At 31.7% G+C, this 15,061-nt stretch carries 14 protein-coding genes; 1 reads left to right on the top strand and 13 read right to left on the bottom strand.

Annotation, left to right across the window (positions count from 1 at the left end; genetic code table 11):
* Window positions 1-98: 98 nt before the first annotated feature.
* The 11 genes from KDK92_RS16515 to KDK92_RS16470 all read right to left on the bottom strand — a co-directional run bounded on the left by KDK92_RS16515 (window position 99) and on the right by KDK92_RS16470 (window position 9,625).
* On the bottom strand, window positions 99-548 hold the full coding sequence (locus KDK92_RS16515) for a GNAT family N-acetyltransferase (RefSeq protein ID WP_250860448.1): 450 nt from the start codon (window positions 546-548) through the stop codon (window positions 99-101).
* 109 nt (window positions 549-657) lie between these two features.
* Window positions 658-1,560 (bottom strand): relaxase/mobilization nuclease domain-containing protein, encoded by a 903-nt coding sequence (locus tag KDK92_RS16510; RefSeq protein ID WP_250860447.1) that lies wholly within the window; start codon window positions 1,558-1,560, stop codon window positions 658-660.
* A 308-nt stretch (window positions 1,561-1,868) separates the two neighbouring features.
* Window positions 1,869-2,534 (bottom strand): acyltransferase, encoded by a 666-nt coding sequence (locus KDK92_RS16505; protein WP_250860446.1) that lies wholly within the window; start codon window positions 2,532-2,534, stop codon window positions 1,869-1,871.
* Between the two features lie 101 nt (window positions 2,535-2,635).
* A complete protein-coding gene (locus tag KDK92_RS16500) occupies window positions 2,636-2,938 on the bottom strand; it encodes a plasmid mobilization protein (RefSeq protein WP_250860445.1) in 303 nt (100 codons plus the stop codon).
* A 999-nt stretch (window positions 2,939-3,937) separates the two neighbouring features.
* Entirely contained in the window at window positions 3,938-5,419 is a 1,482-nt protein-coding gene (locus KDK92_RS16495; RefSeq protein ID WP_250860444.1) for a recombinase family protein, read from the bottom strand.
* A 44-nt stretch (window positions 5,420-5,463) separates the two neighbouring features.
* Entirely contained in the window at window positions 5,464-5,637 is a 174-nt protein-coding gene (locus tag KDK92_RS16490) for a hypothetical protein (protein WP_250860443.1), read from the bottom strand.
* Window positions 5,638-5,659: 22 nt separating this feature from the next.
* A complete protein-coding gene (locus tag KDK92_RS16485) occupies window positions 5,660-6,172 on the bottom strand; it encodes a helix-turn-helix domain-containing protein (RefSeq protein ID WP_250860442.1) in 513 nt (170 codons plus the stop codon).
* Between the two features lie 137 nt (window positions 6,173-6,309).
* Window positions 6,310-6,462: a hypothetical protein gene (locus KDK92_RS16480; protein ID WP_250860441.1), complete on the bottom strand. Its 153-nt coding sequence runs from the start codon at window positions 6,460-6,462 to the stop codon at window positions 6,310-6,312.
* Window positions 6,463-6,561: 99 nt separating this feature from the next.
* A complete protein-coding gene (locus tag KDK92_RS16475) occupies window positions 6,562-9,156 on the bottom strand; it encodes a YfjI family protein (protein ID WP_250860440.1) in 2,595 nt (864 codons plus the stop codon).
* Window positions 9,149-9,271, bottom strand: a complete 123-nt coding sequence (locus KDK92_RS24620; protein ID WP_276576010.1) for a hypothetical protein — start codon at window positions 9,269-9,271, stop codon at window positions 9,149-9,151. The genes KDK92_RS16475 and KDK92_RS24620 overlap by 8 nt, the downstream gene beginning before the upstream one ends.
* Before the next feature lie 171 nt (window positions 9,272-9,442).
* A complete protein-coding gene (locus tag KDK92_RS16470; RefSeq protein ID WP_250860439.1) occupies window positions 9,443-9,625 on the bottom strand; it encodes a hypothetical protein in 183 nt (60 codons plus the stop codon).
* Window positions 9,626-9,754: 129 nt separating this feature from the next.
* Between KDK92_RS16470 and KDK92_RS16465 the strand changes: the two genes are divergently transcribed.
* Window positions 9,755-10,801 carry a hypothetical protein gene (locus KDK92_RS16465; RefSeq protein WP_250860438.1) on the top strand — a complete coding sequence of 349 codons (1,047 nt, stop codon included), beginning with the start codon at window positions 9,755-9,757 and terminating at the stop codon, window positions 10,799-10,801.
* A gap of 385 nt (window positions 10,802-11,186) precedes the next feature.
* Here KDK92_RS16465 and KDK92_RS16460 read toward each other — a convergent pair whose 3' ends face one another.
* Both KDK92_RS16460 and KDK92_RS16455 read right to left on the bottom strand, forming a co-directional pair.
* On the bottom strand, window positions 11,187-12,986 hold the full coding sequence (locus tag KDK92_RS16460; RefSeq protein ID WP_250860437.1) for an ABC transporter ATP-binding protein/permease: 1,800 nt from the start codon (window positions 12,984-12,986) through the stop codon (window positions 11,187-11,189).
* A complete protein-coding gene (locus KDK92_RS16455; RefSeq protein WP_250860436.1) occupies window positions 12,986-14,923 on the bottom strand; it encodes an ABC transporter ATP-binding protein/permease in 1,938 nt (645 codons plus the stop codon). Before KDK92_RS16455 ends, KDK92_RS16460 begins: the two co-directional genes overlap by 1 nt.
* Window positions 14,924-15,061: the final 138 nt, after the last annotated feature.

Below are 15,061 nucleotides of genomic sequence, written 5' to 3'. Positions count from 1 at the left end.
TCTCCTTTCTAAATTGAGTTTTGGGGATAAAAATAAGACCTACCAATGATAAGTCTTAAAATTTTATCTACTCTATTAATTGGAATTTATCAACATATTTATATATTTAAATGATATCTCAATGCATCTTCAGTAGGGTTATCATAATACCCTTTAAAAGTTTCTACATTTCTGAAACCAAAATCACTAAATACTTTTTGCATTGGATAGTTTGTAACTCTTGTCTCTCCTCTAAAATCTTTCATTCCTTCTTTTTTCATCTCATTTATCATTGTTTCAAATAATTTATGAGCTAATTTTTGTCCTCTAAAACAACTTTTAGTTCCTATATTAGTAATTTTAACGTAATTTTTTTCTTTTCCCCAATTGAATATCGTTAAGTATGCAATTAATTCATTATTTTGTTTCACTAAATAAATAATATTATGTTCTAAATCACCTAAAATTTCTTGCCATAATTCATTATCCCAGTGATTTACTCCAAAACATTCTTTATCTAACTCTAATAATTCATTTTTATCTTTTAAATTAAACTTAACTATTTCCATAAATTGTTCCCCCTTCAAATTACTATTTATCGCTTAAATATATCTCATTTTTTTACCAATTCATACAAACTTATCTTATCATAATAAAATATCTAAATCCATAATTTTTCTACATACTTTTTCCATTTTTCCAATCTAATCCTCTTCCCTTAGATTCCTCAATTGCTCTTTCCTTCTTTGCTCGTCCCTCAAGAGCAGTCAAAGGTAAATGAGATTTATAATTATTACTTTTATCATTAGAAATCATTTCAATTACTGTTAATAAAATTTCCATTCTTGCTTGAAGTTGTTTATTAGTTGCTTGCTGCTCATTTAATTCAAAAGCTTTAATGAGTGCTTCTTTAGTAAATTGTTTTGGAGGATATAACTTTCTGTTTCTGCATTTCTTACCGTTAGGTGTTGTAAAAGTGATATATTTTCTTTTATCACTCCAATCTACCTTATAGCCTAGCTTCTCCATATTAGAAATAAATTCTTCCTTGCTTCTGCTGCACCATTTACATTGCCTTACGGCTAAGAAAAGCTCATATTTCCAGCTTTGTTCTTTATCTTTAGCCCTATATTCTCCTCTATTTTTGTGATTTCCTTTAGCTCCATCAACAACGATAAGACCATAATCTCTACACAGCTCATCAGAGTATTCTTTTAATTTCTCTAACTTCTTTTTAGATAGCTGCCATTTTTGACCTGTTGTAAAACTTACAGAATTAATTATAAAGTGGTTATGCAAATGTTCTTTATCAGTATGAGTAACATATACAACTTGAAACCCTTTAAATGCTTCATACTCTAAGAGCTTCTTCCCTATTTCGTTTATTACTTCTGGCGTAGCTTTATCATGTGGTGAAAAAGATTGTACAAAATGTATAATCTGCCTTCCTGTTTCTTTCTTAAAATTTTGCTTAGTCATTACAAACTCATTAAGAGCAGTATCTGGACTACAGTCTTTTCCACCAACTAAGTGTAGTTCAGTTTTATCAGGATTTTTTATATAATTGATGGCTCTTTTCATTCCTTTATATGTGTTATTTGAAGCATTAATAAACTCTATTACAGCTATTTTACCATCACCTTACTTTGCTTTATCGTAGAGATTGAAAAATAAAAAATCACCTGCAATTTTATTAATAAATTACAGATGATTTTTAAATAAGTATTATTTAGTTTTTTCACGTTAACATAATTGGTATTACTAAAAATTCAAATAAGTTATCTTATATTTTCAGTTATAAACTTGATGAACAAAATAAGAATGTGGTGAAGTAAAATACTGTAAAACTTACTTCTGAATACGAAATTCTGGACAAATATTCTGGTTACTTATCTTTGTTTTCTCTCTACAATTTCACCTCTATTTTTCAAAATACTATTCTCTGGAACATAACCCCTTACAGAACATAATGGATAAACAATACTACCTTTTCCTAAAATTGTACCTGGGTTTAAAACTGTATTACATCCTACTTCTGCTGAATCACCTAAGATTGCACCAAATTTCCTTAAACCAGTTTCAATAATATCTGTACCATATCTTACTTTTACTAACGTTCCATTGGACTTTAAATTAGAGGTTATTACACCTGCTCCCAAATGTGCTTTATACCCTAATATTGAATCACTAACATAATTAAAATGCGGAACCTGCACTTTATTAAATAGAATTGAATTTTTAACTTCAGTTGAGTTTCCAACGACAACATCATTACCAATAATAACATTTTCTCTAATGTAGGCAGAATGCCTGATTTCGCAATTATAACCGATAATCGCTGGCCCTTTTATCAGAACATTTTTTTCAATAGTAGTTCCTTTGCCAACCCATACAAATTCATCTATTCTTTCAAAATCATTTGGCAGAGTTTTTGCGTACTCAAAAATGAAAGTTTTAATTCTTGTAAGAACTTCCCAAGGATGCTTAACCCCTCCAAATATTGCTTGTGCGTCTAATTCTCTCACTGTAAAAAGTTCATCAACGGATATGCCCATCATAATCCTCCTTAATGTATTTCGTAATAATTTACTATTGTACATTAAATAAATTATATACCACATATTAACAAACATCAAATTATTAGTAACCTTCCATTTTACTTTCTAATGCAAATTAATTCTTCCCATATTTCTTTTAAAATCTTATTCACAGATGCTATATCCACACAATTTATTTTTCCTTGATGACAGAGCATTGTAATTTGATTAAGATTTATACCTACCTTTGAAAGCTGATGAGTAAAATCTTTTATTGCATCAATAACTATGACTTCATTATTTAATGCTGAAGAAATAACATAATTACTAAAAGTCATCTTAGCTCTTTTGGCTTTTTTCCTTATTCTTTCAATTTCTTTTTCTGTCATTCTAATATTAGTCTGTATATTTCTTTTTCTCATCTATTCCTCCTTGCTGTAAGAATTTTTTAAAAAGGGGCGTGGGGATTTCCCACACTTTACAAGCTATTGGCTATACCAATAGGAAGCTTGCCCTCACTAAAGCAACAGCTTTGTTCTTGGTCTTATGGGAATTGAAAATAAATTTCGTCAAAATAAATAAACCCTCATCATGATATATTTTTCCTATTTCATCTACACTCGTCAACTTCTCGTCTACTTGGCGAGAAGTTTCATCATCCTTGATTTCATCAACTTTTAGCAGACTTTCTATTTTTTTAATATCTGTTTTTTACCTTGATCAAGTAATTCTAAGTTACATGGAATAAAATTATTGCAAGAAAATTACTATATCTGAGCTTTTTTCTAAATACTAATCTTTAATTCGTCAAATCAATGTATTAACGATCAGATTCTTTCTTCAGTAAGTTTATAAGTTCTAAAGCACATTCTTTCAAACTGAATCTTTTGACTTGGTTGTTCTTTGATCTCTCATAGCTTAGTTCCTTATGTATCAATTTGATAATACTTCTTTCCACCATCAGAAAAAATAAATTGAGTACATTCAACCTAATCATGTACTCAATTTATTTCTTCTGAATATTCAACCTTATTACCCTTGCCATATAAATACTCCTTTCTTATTTAATAGTACACAGAGTCATCTCATTGTGCCATACTACTTTTGATACGGTTCATCGCTATTTATCCTAAAAATATATAATTAAAAAACCACAAAGTTGTGGTTTTTAATGGTGGAGGTGAACCGCACCTAGCACCCATTATGTCTTTATTCTAAATTTTAAATAACGTATCCCCTTACCCCATATTAAATACCACCTCTTACCTTAACACCATTAATTTGCTCTTTGTTTTTAAAATCATCACCTTTTGTGCTAAAGTTAAAAAAGCTGGTAAAGTGCATGAATTCAAGGATTACGAGGTGTCTGTGCGTTGTATTCCTATTACACATTCCACATGTGTGGACTGTTGTTCGCTACATTATACTGTAAAAGAAAAGGGATTATCAAATGTATAATTAATTACTACCCTCTGATTTTCCCCTACTTCAATTCTGTCTACTAAACGATGAAGCATTTCTTCATCTAAATCATTGAATGCCAAGATTTTTTCTAATTGCTTATACAATCTTTGAAACGTCTCTTTATTCTTTGATTGGTTTTTCAAGCTCTCTTCAATGCGAATTATATCATTCTGAATTTTTGCTATTTGTTCACGGTTATATGTTGTAATATCCCTATACTCTTCTTGAGCAATAATCTCTTGTCCTAATAATTTAAGATATTTTCTATTTTCATCCTTTAGCTTTTCAATTTCCCGGTTCTTTTGCATTAATTTCTTATTATTTTCTTCTTTATGCTTACTTATTTTTAAATGTAAATCTTTAAGCATAGGTTCTTTATTAAATGAAGCATCAGCCATAGCTTTTAAATCTTGGAGTATAATTTTCTTAAGATATTCTTCCTTAATAACATGACTATCACATGCAGCTTTCCCATGTTTCCTATATTTTCCACAAACATAACCTTTACGACTTTGCATATACCATAGAGAAGTTCCACAATCAGAACGATTGGTAAAAAGATGTTTTTTAGCTTTAGGTCGTTTAATATAACGCCTTTTCATCATCCTTTGAACAGCTTCAAAATCTTCTCGTAATATAAGTGCTTCATGAGTATTAGGAACATTAATCCAATCTTCTTCTGGAACTTGTACCCTTGTTTTATCTGTGATACTTCGCATTTTACTTCTACATTGAACTAAATCTCCAACATAATGAGGATTTGTAAGTATTAACTTAATAGAAGAAGCATGCCAATATAACCCCGCATTCCTTTTACCAGCTACTTGAGCAGGTGTAGGATACCCTCTTCTGTCTAATTCTCTTGCTATACCATCAAAACCTTTACCACTTAAATATAGTTGATACATCAATTTTACTGCTTCAACAGTACTATCCTCTCGAAGTATAAGCTTCTTATTTTCTACCTTATATCCATATGGGGCATGAGAACCTTTGAATTCTCCTGATTTTGCTTTTTGCTCCAATGCTGTTTTAATACGTCTTGAAATCCTCTGACTTTCTTCTTCATAAAGCCAAGCATATAAACCAAACTTATCTGTATTATCCTCTAAAGTATTTATTGCTCCATCTAAAGTAATAAGATGAATTTGATTGGTTAGTAGCACTCTACGAATCTGGTAGGATAATTCTCCATTCCTTGCTAAACGGGATAATTCTTTAGCTAGTATGCAATCAAATTTTTTATTTTCTGCATCTTCAATCATTTTTATAAAATTCTCTCTTTTATCTGTTGTACCACTTTCAACATCTACGTAGAAATCATTTAATTCCCATCCTTCTTGACCAATAAGGTTATAAAATAATTTCTTTTGATTATCAAGGCTAGTTTTCTGTTCTTCTCTATCTGTTGAAACTCGTACGTAAACAGCACATCTCATATTAAAAACCTCCTACATGAGATGCAAGAATGTGCATAACCCCATTATACACGCTCTTCCATACATTTACCTAGTTTATTTCTAATATAACTAGTAAGAATATCATTGAAATTTTTCCCATTTGAATATTTTCTTTGAACACCTAATGTAGAATCTTTATCTATTAAGTCTTCTAATTTTTTTTCTTTGGTAGTTGATAATTTGGGGTTGTTTTTCATTTTATCACCACCATAATATCTTTTATAAAATCTTACGTAACTTTTTCATACGCTTATGAGTTAATTCAACTATATCTTGTTGCTTAAATTCATAATTATCTAGTAACACATTACTAGGACCTTTTTTAGCTACCTCAATTTCCGCCCATACCCTAGCTTGCTGCCATAATATTAATTCTGGATCTTCTTCTCCACTTGGAGCTTTTACATTACCATAGAAATCAACAACTTTAAGCAATTCAATAGCAGCCTTAACATTACCTTCATCAATAGCTTTTTCTAAAGTATCTACAGCCTTACTAACAAGTCCTCTCAATCTCTCATGTTGTCCTTCCCATATTTGTTTTCTTTGTCTATTCATCTCTGCTGCAAAGTATGGATTTTCATTCCTCCATCGAGTAACAGTTTCTCTTGCTACTCCAACGATATCAGCAGTTTCTTGGTCTGTCTTTCCTTGTATGAGTAAATCTATTGCATTTAATTGATTTACAGAAAGCTTATTTTGTGATGAAATGTGATTTTTTGTAATAGTCATAGTAAAATCTCCTTCCTTTTATTATGACAGTCGCCTAATACCACTAGTATAGAACCTAATTGTCGACTATCAATTTGTTTTAAGATGAATCATTACTCTCCTATGGGTACCTCTTCTATATATACACATCCGCAATCTTATTGTTCTTTATAATGTTCATTAAGCCACTTTATCCAATCTTTCTTTCCTTCATAGCTAAAAGATACGTTAAAGTCCGTATATAGAACGCTATAAACCCACATGAATACTAGAATTATAGACATCTTAAAAAATGTACTTTTTTTACTCATAAAATTTCAGTTAATGATTCCTTAATCTCGTATCCATGTTTTTCAATCTCTCTAATGTGTACATTAAATCCATTAAATTCATTTTATTATCTTATGTTTCTAATTTATTTTATTGGATAAAATGGATTTAATGTACTCTGGATTTACTTCAAAACTAATTAACGGCCTCCCCGCCTCCTGTCTTTTTTCATTCATCTTCTGTCTGATATACCCATATTCAGTTAATAATTTCAATCCAGGTTCTAACTCTTTTATCTTTCTAAAGCTTCCTCTTAATTCTTTGTGGCAATCTGTCTTTTTAAATTCTTCACACCCTTTACGTTCAATCCATGAAAGTACTCTGCGTGCAGCTTCTAGATCATTATTAGCACCCATTAGGTCAAATGCTGGCAATGCATGTTGAATCAAGAATCTTCCTATCTCAACAGCAGCGTGAATAGTTTTTTCGCTAACAGGAATTTCCCATAGCCTTTTACTATTAACATGATCAGCAATATGTAAAATCCCTGCTAATCTTACTACTGCCCCAGCTAATTTTCCTCCCCAATCTTGTATAGATTCTAAATCCCCACCAGGACCTAATCTTGGTTCAATATCTTCCTCAAATGCTATTAATACCTGACTTGCATCAAACGTCAATTTTAAGCTATATATTTCATCTCCAGTTATCCTTCCAATATCAAGTAAGTTGATCATGTTTTGATAATATATTCTTTTTGCATTATCAGAAAATGGTGGTGTATTAATTTTCCTGCGACCTATATTATTCTCAGGTATAACATACAGAAAACGTGCCAATAATCCTTTCCCCCTAAATCCCGGCTTATTAATCAAACCCGTTAATACCGCTGGTTGTATTGCTAATCCTACCGTTAAAGCAGGTTTTTTTACAGATTCCGGCGGTCTCCCTCCCCGGTCTACCTTTAATGAATCTCCAGCATGGGCCTTTAAAAAAACATCAAGATTGCTCACACCATTAGAATAGCGACCTGCTAATATATCAATAATTCCACCTTCAGCTGAAAATAACGCCATTTTGCCTCCTTGCTCTGCTAATAGTCCCGCCAACCGTTCTGGTGTTACGTCATCCACCATTAGTTGAGGTACATTCGGTATTTCCATCGCCTCTAGTTCACGTGTTATCTCTAGAGCTTCTAATTCTTTCTCTCTATTTTTAACAGCGTCTTTTTTTACTTTCTCTAAACGTTGGACTATAATTTCTTTTTTTGTTACCGATTCCTTTATTCCCAACTTTATACCATCTGCTAGTTTCTGTTCATAATCAAATAACGGAGCTGTCAATAGGGTAATAACAGCTGATTTTCGACTTGCAGGTGGTAATGCTACAATTGTGTAAATATTTAATGGTTCAATCCATCCAGGCCGCGCTTTAATATTTATCTTTTTTGCAATAGCAGCACTAACTGCAGCTATTCCAATCATTCCTGCTAGTTCAAGCGGTGTTTGCAACGCTTTTGATAGTGTAATAATTGTATCTTTCAACCATCCAGGTAATAACTGAACCGGAAAAGCTGGTAGTTTATAAGTACTTAATGGAATTATTTCTCTCCATTCTTCGAATATATTACTACTTATTTCTATCTTTTTATCTCCCTGCTTTTTTAACTTCTCATTCTGCTTGTCATAAAAGCCTGGATAATAATACTCAACAAATTGCCGTGTTGTCATATCGCTACATGAATTGTGAAAACACTTAAATCTAATATTACCGTCATTAAATTGTGTAATACTAGCCTCTCGTTTGTGATCTGAATTAAAAGGGCAATCTATTTCATACAATATACCATCATCTACATTCTTTTTTTTATATACCTTTAATCCCTTCTCATTTATAATCTGTTCAACTGTCAATGAACGCTCTGAAAATTTAGTAATTGATACAGTCTTACTTACCTGCTGCGGTTTTGTTACAAGGGCTATAGCTGTATGCTTTAATTTTTCAATCGTTAATACCTGCCTTTCATTAATTTGTACTCCATTTGGCATATCAGGTATCTGTAATATTCTACTTTTCCTGTGCGGTCTGTCTTCTGTATTATCACCTTTGCATGCTACTGTTCCAATTAATTTACTAATTCGTGCCGCATTATAAACGCAGGTATCAATACTTGCATAGGGAGTATTAAATTTATCTGACAACCCTTCTAGTATCTTTTTTATCAATTCTGTTGAAGTGGCATTGTTCGGCATATCTACTGGATAAAGAGCATGGTATCCGTTACCACTGTCAAATACCATCGGATCCGGCCACTCTTGCTGTCTTAAATGCTTGATAACACATCTTATAACCTTTTCTCCTTCAGCTTTTTCAGCATCTGTTGCCGATATTCCAGTAGGTCTTACCGGATCAACATCTATCAATATCCACTTGCGGGCACATATATCCTTATCACCTGTTGTTTTTTCTGAATAAGCCTTAATTCTATTTTTAGCCCTTGCTAATAATGCAGGGTTAACTTGGTTTAAAGTAATATAAATATTATACTTACCGTTATAGGTCATAATATCTTTTATTGCTTTGTTAATATGTTCTACATCATAATACCCACTTACCGTTCGTTCACGTCCTGCTTTGAGTATTCGTATCTCAAATACTGATTTAGTATCATTACCAATTATAACCCTTAGAAACTTCTCTATCTGTGCTAGTTGAGGTTCGATTTGATTAGCCAATGTTATCCCCACCTAACATCTTTATAAATCCTTTTAAATGCTTTTGAAATTTATTCAGTTTATGCCATGCTAATATTCCTACAACAAGACACATAATTGCAAACGTAAATAGCATTATTTTTCACCTCATTTTCATCGCTGGTAATACCCAGCAGTACTTTTTTGCTCATGAATTAATCTCTGTTTTACTTTTTCATATAGTGTATATATTAAACCATTTGTGAATAGCTGTTCATAAACCTCTTATACAGTCAATACTTATTTCCCTTCTCCTATATTTTTTTACCTACTTCTTCGCTGCAAGTTCTTCGATAATCGTAAGTATAAGCATTCGAGTTTCACCTTCTAATTCATGCCTCATCATTCGTGAAAATTTACCTTCATCCATACCATAAGCTTCTGCTACTTGCCATTGTCTCACATTCTTCTCATCCATTCTTTGTCTAATTTCCTTATTGCGCTTTTTCATTTTTAGCCTCCTTCTATAAACATAATTTTTTATTGAATATTATTGTTTTTGTTGTTATAATTATTGTATAAAATTTTTGTAACGTTTTACATAACTATTTAGCGTTACATTTAAAAGAGGTGAAATTTTTTGCTTTCAGAAGTATCTATTAATCCATTTAAGTTCTCATGGACCAAACCAGATAAAGGGTTTTATTGGGATTTTGAAAACTGTAATATGAATATTCATGGAAATTGCACGACATTAAAAAAAAGGTCTATCAATAATCCTATATTAGCTGAGAATACTCAATCTTCAGATTACCTTGATTTCAATCCATTAGAAGAAACACCTACATTATTTATAAAATTTTCAGAATTACAAGGCACCCCAGAAGATATCATTAATTTTGCTAATTCTTATGGTAGACTTATCTCTCATCCAATACTTCTAGGAGAAAAAGAAATACCTTATTTAACCCACAAAAACAATAATAATCATTTTTATAATTTATATGGTGAATCTTTAATATTCTGGCAGCGGGAAATTGAACATATGAAAAGGACTTTTCAAATATGGGAATGGATTTTAAATGAAGACAAAGAAAAGTTAAAAATGGTTATTAACTGGCTTGTTGATGATAGTGGAGAAAAACATATTTTTTACAACTTAGGCAATGAAAAATATCTAAGAAATATAAAGAGCATTAATTCAAATAGAGAATTGCTTAAAGTTGTTTCCAATACCAATATTCCATTTAGTTTTGATTTTTATGAAAATGAACTGAATATCCATTGCGAGACTTTACTTAAAGAAAGACAAAACAAGGAACTGCTTACCCATTTTCGCTGTGGAGATGTTTTTTTGCCGGCTCAATTTTTAATTCAACAAATTATAAATACTAAGATTGAAAAATACATTCCAAATCCTAAGATTCTTATGGGAGAGAAAAACGAGCCTATACTATGTCTTATACCAGATTGCCTTATTGGAGCTCTATGGACACAATTCATTATGGCTTTTACAGGTAAGAAAAGATATAAAAGATGTGCTGTTTGTGGGGAATGGGAGCATGTAACAGAAAAAAATAAAAATTGGTCAAAGCACCCCTCTTGTGCTACAAAGGTACGAGTAGCAAAACATAGACGTAACAAAAAACACAAAGAGGGTACTGATAATAAGAAAGAAACTCAATAGCAATAGGAATTTACATATCTGGTATTTCAGCTTTAATGTCTGAATTTAGTAAACTATAATTTATTCCACAAACTCCCCCATCATAGTCATCACAATATATTCAAAGTCTTTTGCAAAACAACATTAATAATTTATTGGATTAAAGGCATTTAATGTACATCCTCCAACCTCTATTCTGTTTATTGAAAAATATAGGGCTGAGTAGGTGCGAAAAAACAGACTTCTCCACCAAGGGGAAAGTCTGTCTATTTTGAAAGCTTTTCTACGGTTCACTGTGAACCATATACTGAAGTACCCACTCTAAGAAATAATTTAGCATCAAAAAAAAGAACAAATAGATAGACTAAGATTAAATTAAAAATAAACCATACAAAAAAGCAAAATATTATTTCCTTAACGCTTCTGCTGGCTCGGTTTTGATAAGCTTTAGACTTGCAACAGTACTTACTAAAACTACGGTAGAGAATGTCAAGATAATCGTTAAAACTACTTGAGAGGGTTTTATCATCATTGTTTTACCAAGTACAAAACTGTAAACATAGTTTATTCCAAACAGCATTCCAGTGCTAAAAATTATGGCTGTACAGGATAAAAGTATATTTTCAGCAAACAATATTTCTCTAATCCTTCCCTTGCTATAGCCTAGAGCAGCTAAAAGACCTACTTCACGGAATCTGGCATTTGTTAACTTAGTAAGCAATACGATACATATAAAAAGACCTATAGCTAAAACAAGGATAGATAAAATAAGAAATAGTCTATTTAAGTTATGAAAAGTATTTTCCAGTGCAGCTACCTGCTCTACTGCTGTTTTTGCAATTATATTTTGTTCTTTCAGCCAGTTACTTACAGATACAATATCTGAAAAGTTCTTTACGTCATAAGAAATAGAAAAGGGGGGTTCCTCCTCCATACTATCATATAGGGATTGTTCGATGTCAGAGCTTATAAAGAAGTCGTCATAGCCTGCATCATAAATTCCGCTAATTGTTAGATTTATATTTTGATCTCTATATTTCATCACTATATTATTACCAATTAAAGTTTGTATATTATTGCTTAGCTTTTTTGCAACACTTGGATTAATAGCAATTTCATTTTGACCATATCGTGGCATTACTCCATATGACATATTTCCAGTAGCTTTAGGCATCGGAATTTTTTCTATAAAATCAACTTTAGTATTTTCAAAAGCAATGGATATATCTTTTAGTATATATTGGTAATATACATTTTCAATCCTCTCATCACCACTTAATATATCAAATGGATTTTGTTTTTCATCTACCTTCACATATCCATTGTTAAAAGCTGTGTGTTTTTCTTTAAAGTCTTCAATTGATTGTTCCATCATATTTCTTGACGAAAAGGAAACAGCAAAAGAGGAAATACCAATTGCAACTGCAAGACTAACCGCAATATAACGGAGAATATGAATCTTGAAATTTTTAACAGCACGTTTCCATATCGAAACTTTGGACTTATTAGTTATTTTATCTTTCTGCTCTTGTTTTTTTGCTGTTGTTTGTTTTGATGAAATTACTTCTATTTTACCATCAACAATAGAGATTACTTCATCAGCCCAGTCGCATATTTTTTTATCATGTGTAATCACAATTACTAATCTGTCCATAGCTATTTCTTTTAAGATATCCATAATTTGCGAGGATGTTCCTCTGTCAAGAGCTCCAGTTGGTTCATCTGCAAGCAAAATCTGTGGATCGTTTATTAAGGCTCTTGCAATTGCCACACGCTGTTTTTGTCCTCCAGAAAGATTTTCTGTTTTATCGTTAGTTTTCGACTCAATCCCAAGTTTTGTCAGTAATTCTAAAGCTTTTTGGGTGTTTTCTTTTTGTGATTTACCGTTAATTTCTGCAGCCAGGAGAATATTTTCCAAAACGGTATACCCGTTGATTAAATGATAGTTTTGGAAAACAAACCCTATATGATTTTTTCTGTATTTATACAAATCTACCCCACTCATTGAAGTGATATTCTCGTTGCATACTGTAATATTGCCGTTATAATCTGTATCAAAACCTGCTAGGAGATTTAATAATGTGGTTTTACCACATCCTGATGCACCGAGGATACATGTTATCCCTCTATCCCTAAACTGGTAACTCATATTTTTCAGTATGGTAGTCCTACCGTATTTTTTTGTAATATTATCTATGTTAATCATTATCTATCTCCTGTTTTTAAACATTTTGATTCTTTTACTGTAGCACTAACCAATGACGTAATAGTTGCGCATAAAACAGAAATCAGAATAATCAATACTATACTTGTGGCAAATGATTTGCCATTAAGAATATTAGCACTAAAAAGCGATTCTGTTGCCTTATTTATCATAGGATAAGCACCAAAGAATAATACTATTGTTGATACCCCTATAATAAGATATTCTGTAAACGTAACTTCCGTCATTTTACTATTGCTGTAACCATTAATTTTATAAATTGCATATTCCCTTTTACGCATAACGGCAGTAATTAGAGAAATAGCAAGGGAAACCATAAGTGCTAGAATACCAATTAAAATATAGGCAGAACTAGATTGTTCTTCTGATTGACTATTCAGTCTTACAATATCTTCTATCAGTTCAAATCTACCAAGAGGAACGATTCCATTTGCAGTTAATTCATCTTTAATGGAAATCATGTCTGCAGGGGTTTTTGCTCGTATTGTAAAATTAACATTACCTGTTTTCATTTCTGCCTGTTTTCTCATTTCAGTCAGAGCATTTTTACTAAAGAAGAAAGAGTCATCCACAGTGACTTTACGTTTCTCACCGCCTATGTCATACGTTACTGTTGTATCGGCTACACCTACTATTTTCACAGTAGTTTTTACTAGTTTTTCTATGGGTTTACCTGTAGTCCAATTAATCAAGGTTCCACTAAATTCTATTGTTCTTCCTATTGCTTCCTCATTTGTAAGACCTAAGTTTTTTACAAAGATTTCTGATACTACAACTTCATTTCCATTTCCCATAGGTTTTTCACCTGACAAAAGTTTATTAAATTCAGGTACATTACCTGAGCTTTCAACTGTATACTCTTTACCCTCAACCACAACTTGGATATTCCTAAAGGCCTGTGAAAACATCATATGCTCAACACGTTCATCATCAAAATATTTATCATATATGCCGCTAATATCCTGTGTAATATTGACGTTTGGCTTTTGTTCTTGTTCTGAACCAGAAGCACTCATAAAACCCTTTGTAACACTGATGTCAAGCACTCCTTCACCATAAGTGTTAATCAAATCATCAAATATACGCTGACTGCTGCTTTGTATACTTCCACTGATGTTAATTAACAAAAAGCTAGTTGATACCATTATGGCAAGCATCAAAACTGCATACCTTCCCATTTTGCTTTTTATATTTGTCATTGATAAAGATATAGCATGTGAAAATGATAGCTGTGGTTTTTTTGTTGATTTTTTAAACTGGACTTTACCATGTTCTTTCTCTGTAACTGATACAAGTTCACCTTTATCCAGCTCAAAAACAGTGTTATTATTGTTAATAAGTGAAGTATCATGGGTTACTATAATTACGGTTCTTGTTTTTGCTATTTGATTTAGTATATCCATAATCATAGCTGAGGATTTAGGATCTAGCGCAGCGGTAGGCTCATCAGCTATGATAACCTCAGGGTTTTTTACCAGTTCTCTTGCAATGGCAACTCTCTGTTTTTGTCCTCCAGAAAGATTTTTCACCTTTTGCTTTCGAAGTTTATCAATCTTGAGATCCTTCATTGTTTTGTTTACAAGCTTCTCGGATACTTTTTTATTCAAATAAAGTGGTAGTTTAATATTATCAAATACAGTCAGCTCCTCAATCAGATTAAAATTCTGCCAAATAAATCCAAACGTATTTGCATAATACTCACTTTTTTCCTTATCACTAAGCTCTTTAAGATTTTTCCCTTTATAATAGGCCTGTCCATCAAAATCCCTGTCCATGCCACAAAGTATTTTAAGAAGTGTTGTCTTACCACTTCCTGAAGCACCTATAATAAAATTCATTCCGCTTTTTATTTCAAGAGATACATTGTTTAACGCAAACTCATTGCCAAATACTCTTGATACATTTTTAATTTCAAACATAATTTATTTTCCTCTCTCTTTTGTGATGCTTTCATTTTACAATACAGAGTATAAACTCCCTGTTAAGAAAAAAAACCTATAAAAATAGACTTTTTTCATTGTCCATTTTATAAGTTCCATTTTATTTTGAAACATCCC

The sequence above is a fragment of the Oceanirhabdus seepicola genome (assembly GCF_023684385.1).
In the GTDB taxonomy this organism is placed as follows: Bacteria; Bacillota; Clostridia; order Clostridiales; family Clostridiaceae; genus Oceanirhabdus; species Oceanirhabdus seepicola.
The sequence above is the reverse complement of the archived record's forward strand: the minus strand, read 5'-3'. Positions and strand labels throughout refer to the sequence as shown.